This is a genomic window from Synechococcus sp. MVIR-18-1, from assembly GCF_014279835.1.
Classification (GTDB): domain Bacteria; phylum Cyanobacteriota; class Cyanobacteriia; order PCC-6307; family Cyanobiaceae; genus Synechococcus_C.
On the sequence record NZ_CP047942.1, the window covers coordinates 1,584,901 to 1,604,670 of the forward strand.

The 19,770-nt window shown below is 53.7% G+C and carries 16 protein-coding genes; 8 read left to right on the top strand and 8 right to left on the bottom strand.

Annotation, left to right across the window (positions count from 1 at the left end):
• Positions 1 to 2: 2 nt before the first annotated feature.
• Both SynMVIR181_RS08510 and SynMVIR181_RS08515 read left to right on the top strand, forming a co-directional pair.
• On the top strand, positions 3 to 2,120 hold the full coding sequence (locus SynMVIR181_RS08510; protein WP_186588933.1) for a M3 family metallopeptidase: 2,118 nt from the start codon (positions 3 to 5) through the stop codon (positions 2,118 to 2,120).
• A gap of 10 nt (positions 2,121 to 2,130) precedes the next feature.
• Positions 2,131 to 3,597 (top strand): ArgR family transcriptional regulator, encoded by a 1,467-nt coding sequence (locus SynMVIR181_RS08515; protein ID WP_186588934.1) that lies wholly within the window; start codon positions 2,131 to 2,133, stop codon positions 3,595 to 3,597.
• On the opposite strand, the gene SynMVIR181_RS08520 is transcribed toward SynMVIR181_RS08515, so the two are convergent.
• From SynMVIR181_RS08520 to SynMVIR181_RS08555, 8 genes are read right to left on the bottom strand one after another with little or no spacing between them, the layout of a single operon-like run.
• Positions 3,578 to 4,681, bottom strand: coding sequence for an alpha/beta hydrolase (locus SynMVIR181_RS08520; protein WP_186588935.1), 1,104 nt, complete (start codon positions 4,679 to 4,681; stop codon positions 3,578 to 3,580). The genes SynMVIR181_RS08515 and SynMVIR181_RS08520 overlap by 20 nt on opposite strands.
• Complete coding sequence (locus SynMVIR181_RS08525) at positions 4,678 to 5,229, bottom strand: hypothetical protein (protein WP_186588936.1); 552 nt, start codon at positions 5,227 to 5,229, stop codon at positions 4,678 to 4,680. Before SynMVIR181_RS08525 ends, SynMVIR181_RS08520 begins: the two co-directional genes overlap by 4 nt.
• Before the next feature lie 4 nt (positions 5,230 to 5,233).
• Entirely contained in the window at positions 5,234 to 5,929 is a 696-nt protein-coding gene (locus SynMVIR181_RS08530) for a hypothetical protein (RefSeq protein ID WP_186590581.1), read from the bottom strand.
• A gap of 58 nt (positions 5,930 to 5,987) precedes the next feature.
• Positions 5,988 to 6,593: a triacylglycerol lipase gene (locus SynMVIR181_RS08535; RefSeq protein WP_186588937.1), complete on the bottom strand. Its 606-nt coding sequence runs from the start codon at positions 6,591 to 6,593 to the stop codon at positions 5,988 to 5,990.
• Positions 6,593 to 6,976, bottom strand: coding sequence for a dihydroneopterin aldolase (locus SynMVIR181_RS08540; protein ID WP_186523303.1), 384 nt, complete (start codon positions 6,974 to 6,976; stop codon positions 6,593 to 6,595). Before SynMVIR181_RS08540 ends, SynMVIR181_RS08535 begins: the two co-directional genes overlap by 1 nt.
• The gene (locus SynMVIR181_RS08545) at positions 6,973 to 8,295 is read right to left on the bottom strand and encodes a glutamate-5-semialdehyde dehydrogenase (protein ID WP_186588938.1); all 1,323 of its coding nucleotides are present in this window, start codon (positions 8,293 to 8,295) and stop codon (positions 6,973 to 6,975) included. The genes SynMVIR181_RS08540 and SynMVIR181_RS08545 overlap by 4 nt, the downstream gene beginning before the upstream one ends.
• A 40-nt stretch (positions 8,296 to 8,335) precedes the next feature.
• Entirely contained in the window at positions 8,336 to 9,226 is an 891-nt protein-coding gene (locus tag SynMVIR181_RS08550; RefSeq protein ID WP_186588939.1) for an ROK family protein, read from the bottom strand.
• Positions 9,227 to 9,229: 3 nt separating this feature from the next.
• Positions 9,230 to 13,672, bottom strand: coding sequence for a translocation/assembly module TamB domain-containing protein (locus tag SynMVIR181_RS08555; RefSeq protein ID WP_255444226.1), 4,443 nt, complete (start codon positions 13,670 to 13,672; stop codon positions 9,230 to 9,232).
• A gap of 64 nt (positions 13,673 to 13,736) precedes the next feature.
• On the opposite strand from SynMVIR181_RS08555, the gene SynMVIR181_RS08560 reads away from it, so the two are divergent.
• The 6 genes from SynMVIR181_RS08560 (at position 13,737) to glgB (ending at position 19,713) form a co-directional block, all read left to right on the top strand.
• The gene (locus SynMVIR181_RS08560) at positions 13,737 to 14,177 is read left to right on the top strand and encodes a Ycf51 family protein (RefSeq protein WP_186588940.1); all 441 of its coding nucleotides are present in this window, start codon (positions 13,737 to 13,739) and stop codon (positions 14,175 to 14,177) included.
• Positions 14,174 to 14,578, top strand: a complete 405-nt coding sequence (locus tag SynMVIR181_RS08565) for a DUF4332 domain-containing protein (protein ID WP_186588941.1) — start codon at positions 14,174 to 14,176, stop codon at positions 14,576 to 14,578. Before SynMVIR181_RS08560 ends, SynMVIR181_RS08565 begins: the two co-directional genes overlap by 4 nt.
• Before the next feature lie 103 nt (positions 14,579 to 14,681).
• Positions 14,682 to 14,954, top strand: a complete 273-nt coding sequence (locus tag SynMVIR181_RS08570; protein WP_186588942.1) for a hypothetical protein — start codon at positions 14,682 to 14,684, stop codon at positions 14,952 to 14,954.
• Positions 14,944 to 16,557 (top strand): CocE/NonD family hydrolase, encoded by a 1,614-nt coding sequence (locus tag SynMVIR181_RS08575; protein ID WP_186588943.1) that lies wholly within the window; start codon positions 14,944 to 14,946, stop codon positions 16,555 to 16,557. Before SynMVIR181_RS08570 ends, SynMVIR181_RS08575 begins: the two co-directional genes overlap by 11 nt.
• Before the next feature lie 36 nt (positions 16,558 to 16,593).
• Entirely contained in the window at positions 16,594 to 17,334 is a 741-nt protein-coding gene (locus SynMVIR181_RS08580; RefSeq protein ID WP_186588944.1) for a DUF3887 domain-containing protein, read from the top strand.
• An 81-nt stretch (positions 17,335 to 17,415) separates the two neighbouring features.
• Positions 17,416 to 19,713: a 1,4-alpha-glucan branching protein GlgB gene (gene glgB / locus SynMVIR181_RS08585; RefSeq protein WP_186588945.1), complete on the top strand. Its 2,298-nt coding sequence runs from the start codon at positions 17,416 to 17,418 to the stop codon at positions 19,711 to 19,713.
• Positions 19,714 to 19,770: the final 57 nt, after the last annotated feature.

The window sequence follows — 19,770 nt, forward strand, 5'->3', positions numbered from 1 at the left end:
CGATGACCAACCCAGAACTCTTGCGCGGACAGGGCCTTCCACGCTTCGAGGCCATCGATGCATCCCAGGTAGAAACTCATATCCCAGCACTGATTCAGGACTTGGGAGAACAGCTCAGCGCGCTGGAATCCACGCTGCAACAACGCCTCTCTGACACCACTGCCCTGAGCTGGGATGAGGTGATGACTCCACTGCACAATCTTGGAGAACGTTTGCGCTGGAGCTGGGGAGTTGTAAGTCATCTCAACGGCGTCTGCAACAGCTCCGAGCTGCGCGAAGCCCATGCGGCACAGCAACCGGAGGTGGTGCGCTTTAGCAACCGCGCGGGGCAAAGCCAAGTGATCCACCAAGCCCTGGAAAGTCTTCAACGCAACCCCAGTCATCCGCTTGACTCCACTCAAATCCGCATCCTTGATGCCGAGCTGTTGTCGATGCGCCATCGGGGGGTGGGATTAAGCGGAGCTGCCAAAGAGTCCTTTAACGCAGCCAGCGAACAACTCGCTTCCCTGTCCACTCGATTCAGCAATCACGTTCTCGATGCCACCCAGGGCTGGACCCTGTTGGTGCATGACGCTGAACAACTCAAAGGCATACCGGAACGGGCCCTTCAAGCCCTGGCTGGTGCCGCCAAGGATGCTGGAGATCAACATCGCGATGGCCAAGATCCCACGGCCTTGGAAGGGCCTTGGCGTCTTGGTCTCGATATGCCCCGATACCTACCCGTACTGACCTATGCCGACAAGCGAACACTGAGAGAAACGGTCTACAGGGCACAGGTGAGTCGGGCGAGCTCAGGGGATCTCGACAACACTCCTCTCATCGAGGAGATCCTTGACCTACGCACCCATCAGGCTGCACGCCTTGGCTATCAAAACTGGGCCGAACGAAGCCTGGCCTCAAAAATGGCCGACAACGTAGAAGCTGTTGAACAGCTTCTTGAAGAACTTCGTGCTGCAGCCCTCCCCGTCGCGGAACAAGAGATTGACGAACTGAGGGACTGTGCCCGTCGTCATGGGGCAACAGAAGCGGATGAGTTCAGCCCCTGGGATGTGAGCTATTGGGCGGAGAAACTTCGTCAAGAGCGGTTCAACCTCAATCAAGAGGAGTTGCGTCCATGGTTTCCACTTCCACAAGTGCTCGATGGCCTTTTCCATCTTTGCGAACGCTTGTTCTCCATCGAGATTGAGCCTGCTGATGGCGAAGCACCGATCTGGCATCAGGATGTGCGCTTTTTCAGAGTCAGCGATCAAGAGGGCCAGCCACTCGCAGCGTTTTATCTCGATCCCTTCAGCCGACCCGCCAGCAAACGAGGTGGAGCCTGGATGGATGAATGTTTGAACCGGTCTCGCAATTCTGAGGGTGAGCTCATCCACCCTGTGGCCTATCTGATTTGCAACCAGACCCCACCCGCTGGAGACGTCCCAAGTTTGATGAGTTTTGAAGAGGTTGAGACCCTTTTTCATGAGTTTGGCCATGGGCTTCAACACATGCTCACCACGGTGGACCATCCTCAAGCCGCCGGAATTAACAATGTGGAATGGGACGCGGTGGAGCTTCCTAGTCAGTTCATGGAGAACTGGTGCCTTGATCGCCAGACCCTGATGGGAATGGCCCGTCATTGGAAAACAGGGGAACCATTACCCGAAGAGGACTACAACAAATTGCGCAACAGCCGCACCTTCATGCAGGGATGTGGAACCCTCCGCCAGGTTCATTTCGCGTTGACCGATTTACGACTTCACAGCGCTTGGAGCCCTGATCTTGGTCAATCCCCGGATGCATTCAGGCGCTCGATTGCGGACAACACAACCGTGTTGCCACCGATCCCGGAAGACCGATTCCTCTGTGCCTTCGGCCATATTTTTGCTGGTGGCTACTCCGCTGGTTACTACTCCTACAAATGGGCAGAGGTCTTAAGCGCCGATGCTTTTGCCGCTTTCGAGGAAGTTGGCCTCGATCAAGAAGCGGAGGTACAAGCCACCGGTGAACGCTTCCGCAACACGGTTCTGAGCCTGGGAGGAAGTCAGCGACCAGCTGATGTCTACAAGTCTTTCAGGGGTCGAACAGCCAGCACTGACGCATTAATACGCCATTCCGGACTGGCAGCAGCCGGTCGTTGAGCTTGCAGACATGGATCACGACCTGCTTGCGCTCAGTTCCATCTGGGACCCTTCTCAATCCGATCGATCTACGCATATTCCGCTGGTATCGCTGGAAGAAGCTCTAGAGCACAGCAGTTTGAAAAAAGGGATTAGCCGTAGAGATTTTCTTGCGGAGCTCCTGAAAGATGTTCACCATCAACGCTTGCTTCCTCTGCTCGCCATGCTTCCACGCGGCTGGCGGCAAGAGCCCGCATCACTGCCAGAACAAATAAGAGGCCTAGGGATCTTGCTTGGAGAGGGCCTGATCAGTCCCCTTCTCCTGGCGGCATTCGCTGATGACTTACAGCACCTTCTCCCTCCAACAACAAGCCAAAAGCCCTCAGCATTGGATCTTTGGTGCCAGCGCTCTTACAACGGTGCCGACCGCAACCAATTACCACTTCCTGATGGACTGGAGACATGGAGGTCCCAAGCAACGGCATCCCTCCAATCACAAAACAAACAACATGAACCAAATCCTCGATCAGGGCTAGCCGGACTGACTTCACTCGGAGGAGAGATTGCCTGGTGCAATCACGGACTCTCCTATCTCCAATCCGCAGCGTCCAGAGATCAGAACCAGCAGATGGCTCAAGTGTTCAACGCTCTTGGCAGCAATCTTTTGAAGGGACAGGGCCTCAACATCGAGACATATCGGTTCGAAGGTCAATCCTGCGGAAAAAATCTCATCCACTGGCTTCAAGCCAAAGGTTGGAGTTGCAAGGCAAGAGTGCGGACCAGCGTGGCCAGCTTCGGCCTTGGAGCGAGTACACCCAGTGCTAACAGCAATCAGTGGAGTCAAATCCCCCTCGCCGTTCCTTACCGAACGGGCTTGCAAGAGCCGAACCAAAAAGAGATCAACGCCTTGCTCCCCCATGCCTGCCTGGAGATGGAATTACAACCGCCGGAGGGAGAAACCGTTCTTCTGCAGTACTACCAGGGCACAGAAGGGCTGAATGGCTGGGCCGCAATGAATGACTTGGATCGACCGTGGCAAAACGGACGCTCTAACGGCACCGTCCATTACTCCCCAACGGTCTTTCAAGATCAACAACTAACCGACGCTATTGATCTCTGCGAACTGATGGGCGCCATCCACAACAGCGAGGCAAGCATGGAAAAGCTTCATCTCGGCGGGTACGGAGCGATCGGTTTCTGCATCGACTCCACCGCACTGCTGGAGCAAGCACTGACAGGCAGTACCAGCCTGTTTCCACTCACGCTCGGAGGGTTATGGCGAGAAAGACTCAGTGCACAGCTGAATCATTTACTCGACCACAAAATGAGACCTAATGATGAAGCTGTTGATCGCTATAAGGTGGCAATCGAAGAGATGCCTCAAGACCTCTATCACAATTCAGAGACCCGCAAAGATGCACGGCGGCGCCTTCTAGCTAGTCAGCCAAGACATTCACCTTTCTTACTCATTCAACGCCTCAACCAGGAGAGGAGCTAACCAAACTGCGCTCAAGTTCACGACAAATTGCAGCTACAACCTGCTGACGGAAGGCCACACTAAAAGGACCCGACGAACCGTTATGGCTCATACGATCGATGAGATAACGATGCAAGGAATGCGTTCGCTGCCAACGATTCCAGTTCGTGAGAGGCAATAAGCTCAAGCGACCGGGATAGGCGAGACGACCGAAAGCAGCAACAGGATCCTTACTTCCAACCACCATGGCAACATCCTGGATGCTTTCAAGAGCAGCATTTCCACTAAAGACCCCACAGATAGAAATAACTTGAACAGAGCTACAGCAAAGCTTTTGCAACATTTCTGCTGTACCAATAGCCATTTCAGCCCCGCCGCTATAACCCACTAAAACCACACGGGATGCATGCGAAGGATGAAATCCTAACGCCTCTAATCGTCGTGCAATTTTTAAAGCTAATTCGTAATTCATAACAGGGCCATAACGACGATCGGACGAAATGCCTACCTTGATGACATTATTTGCTTGAATACAAAATGCACAAACAAACTGCACAAAACCGCTAGGGTGATGCTCTTGAAGAGAAAACAACCACTGCCAAAACCATCGAGAGTAAGAAGCAGCACGGAGCCCAACATTCGTGATGGTATAGGCCTCAATTCCTTTTACCAATAGGGAATCATTATCAATTTCAGACTCTAAACAATTCAGAAACTCTTGAACTCTTGGCGGGTGATTCTCTTCACTTTGATGAATGCCATCGAGATACACCAAAAAGTGGCGATGCGATGACTGCTTCTCCTCATTGCCAACAAACAAACCGCTGGCATCTGGAAAACTTTGCATCCAACCTTCCCAGAACACAAAATCAACCATCACCGAATACACACCCACCAAAGCAAGTACAACAACAATCGCCCCTCCTGACACGCCAAGCAGCTCTAAGAGAGACCCTGATTGCAAAAGAGAGGCTGCATCCCGCCGAACCACACCGACACCGATCAACATCAAAATGCCCACAAGAACCAACACGCCAATCAAGACACGTGCCCCAAGGCGAATGCTGTGTCTATGGCCATGAATGACGGCGTTACTTCTAGTCATCGTTGGATTTGAAGTGCAACTTCTTTAGCCAAAGTGTCATAACTCGATCGCCATCTTTGAGAGAACAAGGCCCCTACAAGTAGCAGAGCAATCACATAGCCAGGAAGGCAAACAAAGAGGGCATGAGAGAAAGGGATTCCGTACATTGCATTCACCAAAATCATCATATTGAGATGCATCCACGCCAGAATTGTGACGGCAATCAGATCACTCACATAAGGAGCTGCAACCAGTACGTAAAAAAGGCCTGGCCAAAGTGCCACAGCCATCCGATTACCAAACGTGATGGGCTGCAAGGGAACCCCTTCCATCAAGGCCAGCATCAGAGAATGACAAACAAGGCAAAGCAAAAGAGCCAAGCTAAGGACCAGAGCATCTACCACCATATGGAGCAAGATTTGCCTGGGTGTGAGTCGATTAGCAAGCAGAGAAAACAGGTGGGAGGCAGACATTGAAAAACCAACAGCCACAAGAAGGCCGACACCAGTATCAAGGGCCAGGAGAACCTGGCCCATCGAAACAAGTTGCTCGCTAAGTTGCTGAATCATCAGCTCAGGAGCGCTGAACTTGGGGACGATTTACAATCCAGACCACCATGATTGAAAGCACAGCACAGTAGAAGCACCAAACAGAATTAAATGTTGCGCTATAAGTGATCCAGGTAAGGAAGATCGAGACAAAGATCAATACACCAAATAGTTTCACAGCCTTATCACTCACAGCAACTAGCGGCAGAACAATAAATCCCCAGTAAACAAGCTCACCAACGGGCTCAGTATTGACAAAATTATGGAAAATACTTTGGAGATTAGAGACGTCATACATCAATCGACCGTTGCTAAATACGGAAGGCTGAAGAGCTGGGGGGTTCAGCAGCAGAGGAAGATAGAAAGAGATGCCTAAAACAGTTGCAACAATCGCCACCCATTTCAGACGTCTTTGCAAACCCGTTGAATCTGTCGTTCGACTAATAGACCAGGCACTCCACGGAATCCAAATCATCCAAAAACAATAAGCAAAAAATAGAAATCCAAGGCCAGCCATTGATGTCAATGGCTCAATCTTTCCACCAACGATTCCTGTCCACTCCAACCCCTCTACAAATTGCTGAACACCAAAGAAGAAAGGAACGAGTGCTAACGGTTTGTATCCAGGCCGTTCAGCCTTAGACGCGAGGTGATGGGAATACAGCCCCAATGGCATGAGGACCGCAGACGCAGTGAAACTCGCAGAAGCCGAGAAGCACATGAGCTTTAATTGAAACCAACGAACGACCAAGCTTGGACACGCACGCCAGCATTGTCAGTTAATCAATAAGAAGTGATTCGATCAACAGATCAAGCGACTTGGGATGGGACATCAATTGCTGATGCGTCCAGACGGGCACAGCTGTGCTCTTCCCGATTGGAAGCACGGCTTGCCACCCAGGGCACACCATCAAATCCCAACGGCAGAAGAAGCTCAGGCACTCCACAGACTGCAACTCGGCGTAATCGCCATTAAGGGAGCGCAGCAGGGGACTTCCGCGCTTCATGTCCGCCAAACCAGCGAACAAACAGGCGGGAACGCACTGTGCTGTGAGCGTTCCCTGTTGGGGGCTACCAACGCTAAAGAATCGATGCGTTCGCTTGGCACCATCCAATTCTTGGAGCCAAGTGCGGGCAATGACCCCACCCATCGAAAAGCCAAGAAGGTCAATCGGCGTTTTCGGACCCCAACGTTCTTGAATCAGGCCATCTAGCTGATGAGCGAGCTTGCGGAGCGGAATCGCACCAAAGCGATGGGGCAAATGCGGAGACAACACAGGACGATCTTGTCCTTCAAGGCGACGCTCCAGGCGAGAAAACAACCGGGGCGTATCGAGAAGTCCATGCACCAAAACGAGGGGTCGGTTAGCAGCTTCAGATGGCATCAAAAATCCTGCTGACCTGACCAATTACGCCGCCGCTCGATAGCAACTGTGCCTGTAAAACCAGCGATAGGAGGGTTGCACTTTTGCAAGAGCAAATGCATTGGCAAAGGGCCATAGAGACGTTCCAGCACCTCAAAGACCTCCTCACTGAAACGTTCAATGGTGAGGCAACACAGCTCTCTCACCAAGGCCTGAAGCGCCAGCACTGCCAGGCTGTAATCGGCGGTTGCACTGAGATCATCGGACTTGGCCGATTCACTGAGATCTAAGCCCAATGTGATGTCGAGTTGAAACCATTGACCATCCCGTCGTTCATGGTCCAGCACTCCAACATGAGCCCAGAGGCGCAGATCATGGATATGAATCAAATCTCCAGCTGTCATGTCGTACCGCTGGGTAGGTCGCGATGGCTGAACTGTTCCCGTCCCTCAGCAAAATCAGCAGCGATATGCCCCTCACCGCGCAACCGATAGCGATAGGTCACCAATCCTTCCAGCCCTACAGGCCCACGGGGCGGCACGGTCTGGGTGCTGATACCAACCTCTGCACCAAAGCCGTAGCGAAAACCATCAGCGAAACGGGTTGAGCAGTTGTGGTACACCCCGGCGCTATCCACTGCTCGCAAGAAGCGTTCTGCAGTGGCTTGATTCACCGTTGCAATGGCCTCGGTATGGCGTGAGCCATATCTCCTGATGTGTTCGAGGGCTTCGTCGACATCTTTCACCACTCGCACTGCGAGCACGAGATCTAGATATTCCTGGCTCCAATCATCACTGGTTGCAACCTGCTCCACCCCTAAGCCTCTACTCGCCTCATCGCCGCGTAAGCACACGCCAACATTTTTAAAGGCAGGAACAGCCTCTTTCAGAAAAGTAGAAGCAATCTGCTCATGAACCAGGAGCGTCTCGATCGCATTGCAAGCCGCCGGATATTGGGTCTTGCTATCGATCGCAATGCGCAAAGCCTGGGCACAATCGACCTCTTCATCCACATACAAATGACAAACACCATCGGCATGGCCAAGGACCGGAATTCTGGTGTTGTCCTGAATGAAACGGACCAGCTCGTTGCTACCCCGAGGAATAATTAAGTCCACAAGACCATCGAGCCGGAGTAGAGCCAAGCTCTCTGCTCGGGTTGTAAGCAAATCCAAGGAATCTGCAGACACTCCTGTGCCAGTGAGGCCCTCTTTTAACGACTGCATCACAGCTTGATTGGTGCACTTCGCCTCGCTACCACCTTTCAGAATTGCGCCGTTGCCTGAACGAATCGCCAGTGCAGCGATTTGGATCACAGCGTCAGGCCTCGCCTCAAAAATCACACCTAAAACCCCGAGAGGGACTGTGACGCGCTCCAACACCAAGCCATCGGCAAGCTCGCGATACAACTGCCTCTCTCCCAAAGGATCATTCAGAGCCGACAATTGACGGACGCCATCAATGGCTCCGGCCAGCTTGCTCGCATCCAACTTGAGACGAGCAACCAAGGCAGGAGCTAAGCCATTAGCGGAGGCCTGAGCGAGATCTTCTGAATTCGCAGCAACAATGCGATCCGCATGGGCCTCGAGTGAGGAGGCCATGGACAACAACGCTTGTTGGCGTTCTTGATTTGAACTCTGTCCCAAGCCAACAGCAGCACGCCGAACCGCTGTAGCCAGAAGCAATAGATCTGCTGATGGTTCGGGCACACCTTGACTGGTCATCGTCGCGCGCTTGTTCTTTTGTTCATCATCTCGTTTCGCCTCACGTCAAGCGCTCGATAGCCAGTCGTGCAGCCCCGAGACGACCTGCACCATTACCTAAAGCACAGGCTTCAATGCGCAGCCCTTCCCGACTTACGGCCTGAACCCGTTGCTGAATTTCCTTGCGCAGCGAGGGAAGGAAATGGGAGGCAGCTCCAGAAATTCCGCCACCAAGCAGAACCACTTCTGGCGTGAACATGTACACCAACGAGCTGATTCCGACACCGAGTGTGGTCCCATATCGAGACCACACAGCTTGCGCTTCGGAATCACCATTCGCAGCCAAGGCTGCCAACTCAGCCGGATCTCCATCCCACAATCTCCTCAGCGCCGAAATGCTGGCAAATTGTTCAAGGCTGCCACTATTTCCGCTGTTGCAAGGTGGTCCGTTGGGATCCAGACCGATCAGACCTGGTTCAGCCGCGGCCCCATTGTGCCCCGTGAATAAACGGCCAGACAGCATTACACCACCACCTACTCCAGTGCCGAGAGTGAGCATCACCACATCAGAGCAACCCTGCGCCGCCCCCTTCCACGCCTCTCCGACCAAGGCACAGTTGCCGTCATTGGCAAGGGTGACGCGACGCTGAAGACGGGGCTCCAACCAGTCAGCAAGAGGCACCTCCTCCCAACCGGGCAGGTTGATACAAACCCTTGAAACCCGTGCACTCACATCCATAGGACCGGGCAAACCGATCCCAACAAGCAAGGCGCGGCGATCGGGATCCAAGGCTTCAATCGCTTCTACTAATGCGATACAAACAGCACCTGGTGTTGCTGGCTGAGGAGTTTGTACCTGCTGCTTCTGAAGAAGTTTGCCATCTGCTGAGAAGCGACCAAGCTTGATCGCAGTTCCACCTATATCAACTCCAATCACTTCCGGGAAATGCATGACCTAAAACCGAAAGAAAAGCTGCAGTTGGCTTTGCCAAGTGCCCTGTGCATCAACAGATCCAGAAATACTCAAGTTTGGATCTATTTGATATCCAAGGCTTCCCTGGGGAGGAATATCATTGCGGTTGGGTGCAGCCAGAAAAGACAAATCAAAACGGTCAGTAATATTCACTCCAAAATCAGTCAAAATTGCCAATTGAGGCGGAACACGACCCGAAACCCTTTCACCTTTGTTATCAACAGTAGGCGTCACATATGTGGGGTAGAAAGCAAATTGAAGCCTTTGGTTAAAAGCATCAGTAAACGTACCCAACACAGGCGAAAGCAGTGATTGGCCAAGCACCGCCGCTAGAGCAGTGCCTGCACCTGCGCCAGTAAGTCCAGCCAATGAGTTTCCACCAATCAAACCAAACAATTGAGGCTGAGACATCGGCGGAGAGCTACGAAGCTGAACGCTGTCGGAGAGGCGATTGGCAGGCCCTTCAGCCTGGAGCATCACTTTTACCAAACGCAATTGACCTCCAGCACCAAGGGTTCCTGTGCCATTGGCATCAAAGACGGTTGTGTTCGACGTATTACTACCAATCCCAAGATTCACACTGTCTGAGACCCTCGTCTCCATGGCGATGTCCACGTAAGGCATCAGACCCTGCGAAGGCGTGAAAACTGCCACATTCGGAGCTTTGCGATCCAAGTTAAAGGTGCTCGTAAACACCGAAACACGCCCTGTGAGCAATTGCAGAACACCTCTTAATTTAATGTCTTGATCCAAAGGACCGTTGACAGAGATTAATCCTGCTGTGGTGAAATTAGCCAAGTCAGGCAAATTGGTGACAGGTTTTACTTGAACTTTCAAACCAGGTCCAAACCGAACCCGAAATTCATCAAAAGTGATAAAAGACAACCTGGGGATAGAGGCTTTAAGGCTCTTATTTGGGTCCTCCTCAACATTGGGGCCGAGCAAGACAAGAGGTTCCTTGAAATCCCAATCCTCTTCGAGAAGAGCATTGGCTGAAACTAAAGGTCCGGCAACTAACGGATCATTTGTATCTCCACTCTTTCCATCACTCTTCTTAAATCTTGAGAACAAAGATGGTTCGGGAGTAATCGCCCCATCACTCACCTGAAGATCCCCTTGCAAATCGGGGCTTACAAGTGCTCCATTCACGCGAAGGTCAGCAGCAAGAGCTACATCCGCGGTAGGCACCTTGATTCTCGCCTTCTTAACGGTGATCGCCAATGGAACGTCTTCAGGCGCAGGCTTAAATAATTTCAGAGCGCCACTGGCCTGAATAGTTCCTGAACGACCAATTCGACCCTTGAATTCCTGCACCTCTAACCGATCAAAGTCAAACAAAACGGAACTTTTAACCTTGCTAATAATTTGGTCTCGAACAACAAATTTTCCATCATTCATCACGATGAATCCATTGGCCTCCGGGGCCAGAAGACTGCCGCCAATTAACAAGCGGAGATCGGTATTTCCCTCACTCCAAGCGACCACATCTCTCGAGAATCCAGCCAGGAAGTGAAGACCATCACCATGACTTTCAACCCTGACGTCCAAGGGTCGATCGGACTTCAAGGGGACTTGCCCAATCACCGTCAGCGGCTCCTCAGCCCCCTCTGCCCGCAAAGCCAAATCAAGCTGCAACGTCTCATTAGCAAGCAAAACCTGACCACGATCGAGTGCAATCGGCTCCTGGCCAACACGTGCCTCCTCCAGCACAAGCTCAGTCGTCAGGACCGGTGCCCCTTCACCCAATCGATAGCGACCTGAAAGCCCCAAGGCCCCTTGCAAAGCTGGAGGGACGGGTGCCACCAGCGCAAGAAGACTGAACGGCAAATGTGCCAAAGAAAAGCTTCCTTTACCGGCCTGCAGGGGACCCTTGAGCTCAGCGATGAACGGCTTCACCTGCAGGGCAATATCTTTGTCATCACCATCGATCCAAAGATGACCTCGCGCGGTGAGATCCAGATCGAGGCGATTAAGGCTTGGCCCCTGAACATCAACAACAGCGTCGACTTGCCCCCGTAGATCTTCAGGATGAAACGCTTCTTTCTCTCTACGAAGACGACGGGCATCTGCTAGTGCCAATTGAGATCCTCTAAGGGCCCTCAACTGACCATCCAGCGATCCACCAAAGGTATTCACCAACAAGCTGCCTAGGTCAGTGGCATCGCCCTGATACGGAGGAAGAGACTGAGAGAGTTGCGGGAGGCTGAGCGCACTAGCTGTTAGCCAGCGCGCACTCAGGCCACGGGCCTGAAGCTTGGCGTTCAGTCCAGCGTTTCGATATCCATCCGCCTCAAATGTGATCTGCCCGCTATCGCGAGGCAAAAGCTCGCCGCTGACGTCATACCGATCATTTTTGTACTTAGCCGTCAGCAGAGCTTGGCGCAACTGAATTCCCAGCAATCCTGGTTGCGCGAGCTTCAGATCGGCCGACATGCTCCAAGGCTGCAAGCTCAAATCACCGGAACCACTTAAACGTCCATACACCCCTTCCCAGCGCTGTTTCGGAGGCAACACCAACTCCAAACCATCCATGCTCAGGTCGTTGGCTGTCCAGCGGTAAAGAGCAGGGCTACCACTGATCTGGAGCTCACCGTTCCTGCGCTGCAAGCGAACGCTTTCGGGCAACCAATTACCCCCAAATTGAGCATCTAAGGAGCCAGAAATCACAGCTCCAACGGATGCCATCTGGAGTTGTCCACCACCACCCTGGCGTCCTTCAAAGCGGCCTTCCCAACGTTCAACCAGGCGAATAGCACCTGCACGAGGACTATTAATTTCGAGGTGAAGGTCAGGCTGCAAAGACTGAAGAGGGCCACGGACCTCCCCGTCCGCCGCAATCGTGCCGTCCATCTCCGTCCCAAGGAGGGGCCCAATCCTGCTGAGGGGATAGTCCTGTACACGCACATTGGATTCCAACGCGCCAACCTGCAGCCCACCCTTCCCGATTTGAAGGGGCAAGACAGCATCTGCATTGAGTTGAGGGCTACTGAAGCGATTCAGACTCAACAGTCCCTGATCTGAAGACCAATCGGCCTGTAGAGACCATCGCTCTAGCAAAGGATTGCTGTCTTGCTTGAGCGCCAACTGAAGTCGAGGGGACAGGCTGGGGCCCGACGCACGCAACTCACCATTGAGAGGGGCTTTCGTCCCCAATAGCTCAGGAATCAAAGGCAGTCCCTTCCAGGCCTTCCCCACCAGTTGAAGCTGCTTGGTTTTGATATCAAGCAGCGGGTACAGCGCACCCTCCGCCTTTACCGATACACCAGGAGCCTTTAAAGCCAATGTTTCGAGGCTGGCTTTCCATGCCTTTGCGCGACGCCCATCGCCCCGCACCTGCAGATCAATCGCAATGGGTTGCTCCAGGACATTGGCCTCAGGGAGTCGCCATCGCCCTGAAAGGTTGAAACGGGGCTGAGACCAGTCACCATCAAGGCGCATCGCCAGCTGATTATCCTGATTCAGCTCCTTCAGGGTGGCGCTTAAATCAAAGCTCTGATTCAGATGAAGGCGTCCGCCCAAACTTGCCCGATAGGGGCCATAACGCCACTGACTGCGGGGAATCGAGAGTCGGTCATCATCACATTGGAGACGCAGCTGTCTGGATGCAAGCGCGTGCTGAAGCGGCTTGCCGCTGACCTTCAAGCCCACGACCGACAGTCCACCACCACAGCTGGTTTGACCTCGATTCCATTCGAAACTGAGATCACCACCCACTTGCCCCCTCAACTGGATGGGCTGCTCCATGGGGAGCAACCCTTGCAAGCGGTCCAGGCGAATCCGCTTCAGACGCGTCGCTAGCTGAAATTCAGGACGGTCCCAGTGAGCCCGCCCTTTCAGCGTCACCGAGCCTCGATCAGGAAGACCCATTTGGAAGGCACCATCTGCCCATTTCTCATTGAGACGAAGGCGCGCAGCTCCCGCCAAAGAAAGCTGAAGGTTCGCTGGCTCAACACGGATTTTGGCTGGATCGACAAGCCGAACACGAAGGTCCACGCGATGCAGAAACTCACCGTTTGGCTTTGGTCCTGGCACCCAAAACTGCCCTTGTTGATTGCGGCTTAGGTTGACGGTTGCCCCGTTCAGTCGGGCCACGACCACCAGGCGCAAATGGCGAATGCTGGAGAGAGGATCAATCCCCAAGCTGAGTTTCTGAACACGAAGGGTTGAGGCATCCTTCGTTCCAGGACGAATGCTGATCGGCCCGATCCCGATCCCATCAAGGCCAAGGCCGCGATAAGGGCCGATCTCAATCGGATGCCCCAGAGGTATGGAAAGTTGCTGTTCGAGGGAGGGGCGCAGTCCATTCACAGCCCGTGCAATCAATCGGTCAGCGGTGAGCCAAACCGCAGCTGCAGCCACAACTGTGAGACCTAGTCCAGAGATCATCACTCGTGGAGCCATCGCGCCTTTGCCAGTGCTCCCCATTGATGACCGTCATCCCTGCCAAGGTCGACGCAATATAGAGAGGAGATTTGTCCCTAACCAGCCCATGCCGCTTCCGGAATTATTGGAGGGTTCGAGCAAATGGCTGGCCTGGAGTGGCCTCGGCCTATCTGTTCTGACGGTGATTGCGTTCGTGACCCGTTGGGGACTGCGTTTTCGCCTTGTTGGCGTCAGCAGTTTTACGTTCTTGTTAGCGGTGAGTTGTTGGGCGTTTTCAATCAGCTATTCGCCCCCGGTGCGCGTGGAAGGAGCTTTACAAGTGCCGATTGTGTATGACAACGGCACCGACCTTGTCGTGGCACAAGCTTCCAGTGATTTTGCAGACGGTGCCATTGCACCAACCCTGGACCAGATCGCTGCAAACCTCCGTCCGGGTGGTCGCAATCGTGAAGTGCGCGTTCGACTTCGGCAGCTTCAGGCCGTGAGCGAGGGCACTTCAAGACCTGTTGTGTTGGGAGAAACCAAACGAGACTTCAGCCAGGGATGAACGCGAATGCCCCTCTCCATGCGTTACCCCAAGGTTTTCGCGATGAGCAGCATGATTTAAAACAGGCTGGCATCAGCAACTGGGGGCAGCTCCGTGATCTCACAGATCAAAATCTGAGCCGTCTTGTCGCAACGGGGCGATCCACAGCTCGCAATCTCAAACGCCTACGCGGAATCGCTGAATTGGTGTGCTGTTTGGAACTTGCCCCAGCCGATGCGGCCTTATTAATGCACGCAGGCTTTGCAACGGTCGCAGCGATCGCAACCTCTTCGCCGCAGGAGATTACAAACTGCACAGGGCGCCTGGAACGCCAATTAGGGAGTGGCAGAGCTCCGGTTGTGGATCTTGCGATTGCCAAACAATGGATCATGCAAGCAAAAGCCAGGCAAACCACGAACTGACCGCTCCAAGCTGCAGCCCCGGACTTACTCCTTTGAAATAGTTTCAGTTATTCAAGGAGGAACCTTGCGTCCCCTCCAACAAGGTCTCGTTAAAACTTGGTTTATGCGCCAGCTGACGATTCCATTCCTTTCACTCTCATTATTGATATCCGCTTCACCAGGGTTCGCTCAATCCAGCCTTCTAGAGAGCGTGAAGAGAAACCCAGCGGAAGCCAAAGCGCTCTGCCAGTCGTTCAAAGCCATGAACAACAATGGCCAGTCCGCACTCTCATCTGAAGCCATCAATCAGCTGGCAAATCAACGCAACATGAGTCCAGGTAATGCAGAAATCTTGGCTACTTATGTGATCGGACTGCACTGCTCGGATGTTCGCTGATCAGTGCTTCATAGACGCGAGATTGATCACCCCTGATGGGGTGAGTTTGGTGTCACGCATTTGGACTCCACAGGGCTCTGGTCCATGGCCCACCCTGCTGATGAGACAGCCCTACGGGCGGGCGATTGCTTCCACCGTGACCCTCCCCCACCCGCTTTGGTGGAGCGACCAAGGATTTGCAGTCGTCGTCCAAGACGTGCGCGGACAGGGCAGCTCGGAAGGAACATTTCAAGGCTTTGGCCAGGAAGCCGCTGACACCGCAGCCACCCTGACTTGGCTCCGCGAACGGCCCGAATGCAACGGCCGCATTGGCCTTTACGGATTGTCTTACCAAGGGCTGACCCAATTGCTCGCCCCACCGGATTGCCCAGCACCTGATTGCCTGGCACCAGCCATGTGCGGGTTGGATGAACGGGAGCATTGGAGTTGCGAAGGCGGCGCTCATTGGTGGCACCTCGGCCTCGGCTGGGGCTTGCAGCTTGCAGCCCTGCAAGCCAAGCGCCGCAACGATCCAGGCGGCTGGAACGAGATCCACAGCGCATTGGTCGATGGTCGCTATCTGCGCGAGGGAGTCGGACTCTTGGAGCGACATGACCCCAAGGGGATGGCCTTGCGCTGGTTGCAACAACCTGCTGATCAAGCCAAAGGCTGGACTCTCCATCGCCCAACGGATGCCTGGCTCCGCAAACCCATGCTTCTGATCGGAGGGTGGTGGGATCCCCATCTGCGAGGTCTCCTCGACCTTCTCACAACAGCCCGATCCAGCGGCGGCAATCCAGAACTGCACATTGGCCCCGCCACCCATCTGCAGTGGTGGCCAGAAACCAACCAGCTCCTCCTGGATTTTTTCAATCAACATCTTAAAAATTCTCCGCCCCACAGCCAAGGCAAGACAACAGAGATCAGACTGTGGGATCAAGGCGATGCCACCTGGTCTCGTCAAAGCGGAAGCCAATGGTCCAGTGCCTGTTGGCACCTCAGCAGCCAAGGTTTGGCCTGCCTTGATCCCACAGATGGGCAATTGCTCGATGCAGCCATCCCTGGATCAGGAACCTGCGTCATCGTTCATGACCCGTGGCGACCCGCACCAGCCGTTGGTGGTCATTTGAGTCCTACGGCTGGGCCCTGCGATCGGAGGATCGTGGATCAACGATCGGACGTGGCCGTGTTTAGTTCCGCGCCACTCAAAACGGGGCTCCAGCTTTGTGGTCGCCCTGTTTTGAAATTAAAAGTATCCGCCGATCAGCCAGCCTTTGATCTGTGCGCTGCACTATCAAAACTCCCCGCTGGTGAAGAGGAGGTGCAGCAACTCTCAACAGGTGTGTTGCGAGTGCGACAAGCCACTCACAGCGAGAGCGACAGTGACATCCCATTCATCAACATCACGCTCGAACTACAACCACTGCTTGTGAGCTTCCAACCTGGAGATCGACTAAGGCTCTCGCTTGCGGGGGCCTCATGGCCAGCGATTGCGATCAATCCAGGCGATGGGAAGCAACGCTTTGGCCCCCCCAACAGCGATTGCCGTGTCATCACTCTTTGTTTACAGCTGGATGAGGCGACACTGCAAATGGCGCCACTGCTTGTTCCCCAAGCCGCATGAACTCCGGCAAACTGATTCCATTGTTGCCCCACATTCATGAAGCTCTCCTCCTGCCTTCTGGTCTGCGCTCTCGCGGCACCGATGCTGCAGGCGTTCCCGGTGCCAGCGGCACGAGGTGAACAGCTTTTAGCCCAGGGAGCACTGGCCCCAAGGACACCTTTAAGCACCAGTGAGGCCAGCAAGGCAGCAGATTTTTTACTGACAGCTCTACAAACCCGTAACGCCCAGGCTTTGTTTGATCGCCTGTCCGCCCCACTACAAAACGCAACCACCGTTGAAGCAGTGAAGGGTCGACTAAATCAGGCCCATCGCATCCAATCCACGCGTGTTGTAGCGATTTATCCAGGAATCGATGACACCACCGTAGATGTGATTGCCCAAACCGAGCAGGGGAGCAAGGAGCTGCTGCTCGTTCTTGATGATGAAGGCAAGCTTGTGGCCTGGAAATGGCTGGGTGAAACGCTGCCGATCGAGACAACCGCCCTGACATTTGTTCGCGATCTCGACGCAAAACGCTGGATTGCTGCTCGCTACTACCTGTCGCTTGATTTTCAAAAAGAAATTTCCCCAGAGGATCTGGAACGAAAGTGGAGCAAATTGAGCCGCATCCTCGGTGGAGTGAAGCGGGTTAAAAACGCTGTTGTCTCAAGCAGAGGAGCCGAACAACAACTCGTTTTGGTCACCATTGAATTTGGAACTGTGACCGACAACTTGTTCGTGATTTTCGATGCTCAAGGCCGGATCATCAACGTGGACTTCTCAGAGGATCTGGTCTGATCCCAAAAACTCGAGCGAATCCATGCAGCCATGGCGGCTTTTCCGCCTAAGCTCCCGGCCTAACGAAGACCATCCCCCTGCATGACCGGCGCTGTTCTCGACTGGATGGTTCAGGACAGCCAGAGGCTGGCTGAATGCCGACACGATCATCCCTTCTCTCTTCTGGGGCCCCAACAGCTGGAGTCGGGTCAATGGATTGTTAGGGCTTGGGTTCCAGAAGCAGAAACCGTGGAGATGATCCTCGATGGCGAACGCCTCTCAATGCAAACGCCTCATCACCCATGGGTGTTCGAAGCTCAATGCTCAAGGGATCCAGGGCATAACTACAAATTGAAGATCCGCCGAGGCGGGCTCGAGCACGAGCAATTCGATCCTTGGGCCTTTCGGCATGAATGGATGGGCGAAATGGATCGCCATCTGTTTGCAGAAGGCAATCACCATCACATTTGGCGCCGGATGGGGGCCCACCAATGCCAACAAGGCGGCATCCAAGGTGTGATGTTCTGCCTCTGGGCACCGAACGCCCTCACCGTCAGCGTGATCGGAAATCTCAATTCCTGGGATGGCCGCTATCACCCCATGCAGCAAAGGCTGGGAGGTATCTGGGAACTATTTATTCCTGAGCTTGAGGAAGGACATTTCTATAAATATGAAATCCGTACCCAAGATGGGCACTGTTATCAGAAGGCTGACCCCTACGGCTTTCAGCATGAAGTTAGGCCTGATACCAGCTCGATTGTTAGTCATCTCGACGGATTTCAGTGGAATGATGACGCCTGGATCAGCAGCCGAGACAGACGCAACCCTCTCGATCAGCCGATCTCGGTTTACGAGATGCACCTTGGTAGCTGGATTCACGCCGCCGCCGACGATCCATTCATCGAAGCCGATGGAACGCCTCGCCCACCGGTGCCTGCTGCTGATCTAAAACCAGGTGCCCGCCTGCTCACCTATCCCGAGCTTGCCGATCGTCTGATTCCTTACGTCAAAGAGCAAGGCTTCAGCCACATCGAATTGATGCCAATCACAGAGCATCCCTTCGATGGGTCATGGGGATACCAAGTCACTGGCTGGTATGCACCCACAAGCCGCTACGGCACTCCCGACGAATTTCGCGCCTTCGTGGATCGCTGCCACGCCGAGGGCATCGGGGTGATCATCGATTGGGTGCCTGGCCACTTCCCCAAAGACAGTCATGGGCTTGCCTTCTTCGATGGCTGCCATCTTTACGAACATGCCGACCCACGAATTGGCGAGCACAAGGAATGGGGGACGCTGATCTTCAACTACAGCAGGAATGAGGTAAGAAACTTCCTCGTTGCCAATCTCGTCTTCTGGTTTGACCAGTTCCACATCGATGGCATCCGGGTTGATGCAGTGGCATCAATGCTCTACCGAGATTATTTACGGCCCGATGGTGAGTGGTTAGCCAACGAACAAGGGGGTAGAGAAAACACCGAAGCCGTTCGCTTCCTTCAGCAAGCCAATCACGTTCTGTTCGAGCATTTCCCAGGTGCTCTCTCTATCGCAGAGGAATCCACCACCTGGCCCATGGTGACTCAGCCCACGGAGAACGGTGGACTTGGCTTCAATCTCAAATGGAACATGGGTTGGATGCACGACATGCTCGATTACTTCGAGCTGGATCCGTGGTTCCGCCAGTTTCACCAAAACAACATCACGTTTTCGATCTGGTACACCTACACCGAAAACTTCATGCTTGCCCTTAGTCACGACGAAGTCGTGCATGGCAAGAGCCATCTCCTTCACAAGATGCCAGGCGATGACTGGCAGAAGTACGCCAACACGCGCGCCTTGCTGGCCTACATGTGGACGCACCCAGGCAAGAAAACGATCTTCATGGGTATGGAGTTCGGTCAACGTTCTGAATGGAACGTTTGGGGGGATTTGCAGTGGGATTTGCTGAACTATGAGCCGCACGCGGGTGTTCACCTCATGGTGAAAGAACTCAACGCGCTCTATAAGCAAGAGCCAGCTCTCTGGAAAGACGACTTTGATCAGTACGGCTTCCAGTGGATCGACTGCAATGACAATCGCCATTCCGTGATTAGCTTCATGCGACGGGAAAGCACAAGTGGCTCTTGGTTAGTCGTCGTGGCCAACTTCACGCCCCAAAGCCACTCCCATTACAAAGTGGGAGTTCCAATCTCTGGCTTCTACGAAGAAATCTTCAATACCGATGCTGCCAAATACGGTGGCAGCAACCTAGGAAATCTTGGTGGGAAGCTAAGCGATGAATGGGGAATCCATGGCTATGAAAATTCCTTGGATCTCTGCCTGCCGCCACTCAGCGTGATGGTGTTTAAGCACGATGCCAAGAAAAGTTTGGCTGAAGCCAGCAAAAAAGAGAGTGATTAGGTTCAGGTGATGTGACAAAACTGGCCGAATCGCCGAAAAGCACAGCGTTTTGGTCAG

Excerpts from the sequence above, each read along its gene's own strand:
- SynMVIR181_RS08555 (WP_255444226.1), bottom strand. The coding sequence starts at position 13,672 with ATGGGGAGCACTGGCAAAGGCGCGATGGCTCCACGAGTGATGATCTCT.
- SynMVIR181_RS08545 (WP_186588938.1), bottom strand. The coding sequence starts at position 8,295 with ATGACCAGTCAAGGTGTGCCCGAACCATCAGCAGATCTATTGCTTCTG.
- SynMVIR181_RS08570 (WP_186588942.1), top strand. The coding sequence starts at position 14,682 with ATGCGCCAGCTGACGATTCCATTCCTTTCACTCTCATTATTGATATCC.
- SynMVIR181_RS08525 (WP_186588936.1), bottom strand. The coding sequence starts at position 5,229 with ATGATTCAGCAACTTAGCGAGCAACTTGTTTCGATGGGCCAGGTTCTC.
- SynMVIR181_RS08580 (WP_186588944.1), top strand. The coding sequence starts at position 16,594 with ATGAAGCTCTCCTCCTGCCTTCTGGTCTGCGCTCTCGCGGCACCGATG.
- glgB (WP_186588945.1), top strand. The coding sequence starts at position 17,416 with ATGACCGGCGCTGTTCTCGACTGGATGGTTCAGGACAGCCAGAGGCTG.
- SynMVIR181_RS08530 (WP_186590581.1), bottom strand. The coding sequence starts at position 5,929 with ATGTGCTTCTCGGCTTCTGCGAGTTTCACTGCGTCTGCGGTCCTCATG.
- SynMVIR181_RS08540 (WP_186523303.1), bottom strand. The coding sequence starts at position 6,976 with ATGACAGCTGGAGATTTGATTCATATCCATGATCTGCGCCTCTGGGCT.
- SynMVIR181_RS08510 (WP_186588933.1), top strand. The coding sequence starts at position 3 with ATGACCAACCCAGAACTCTTGCGCGGACAGGGCCTTCCACGCTTCGAG.
- SynMVIR181_RS08520 (WP_186588935.1), bottom strand. The coding sequence starts at position 4,681 with ATGACTAGAAGTAACGCCGTCATTCATGGCCATAGACACAGCATTCGC.
- SynMVIR181_RS08535 (WP_186588937.1), bottom strand. The coding sequence starts at position 6,593 with ATGCCATCTGAAGCTGCTAACCGACCCCTCGTTTTGGTGCATGGACTT.
- SynMVIR181_RS08515 (WP_186588934.1), top strand. The coding sequence starts at position 2,131 with ATGGATCACGACCTGCTTGCGCTCAGTTCCATCTGGGACCCTTCTCAA.
- SynMVIR181_RS08575 (WP_186588943.1), top strand. The coding sequence starts at position 14,944 with ATGTTCGCTGATCAGTGCTTCATAGACGCGAGATTGATCACCCCTGAT.
- SynMVIR181_RS08565 (WP_186588941.1), top strand. The coding sequence starts at position 14,174 with ATGAACGCGAATGCCCCTCTCCATGCGTTACCCCAAGGTTTTCGCGAT.
- SynMVIR181_RS08560 (WP_186588940.1), top strand. The coding sequence starts at position 13,737 with ATGCCGCTTCCGGAATTATTGGAGGGTTCGAGCAAATGGCTGGCCTGG.
- SynMVIR181_RS08550 (WP_186588939.1), bottom strand. The coding sequence starts at position 9,226 with ATGCATTTCCCGGAAGTGATTGGAGTTGATATAGGTGGAACTGCGATC.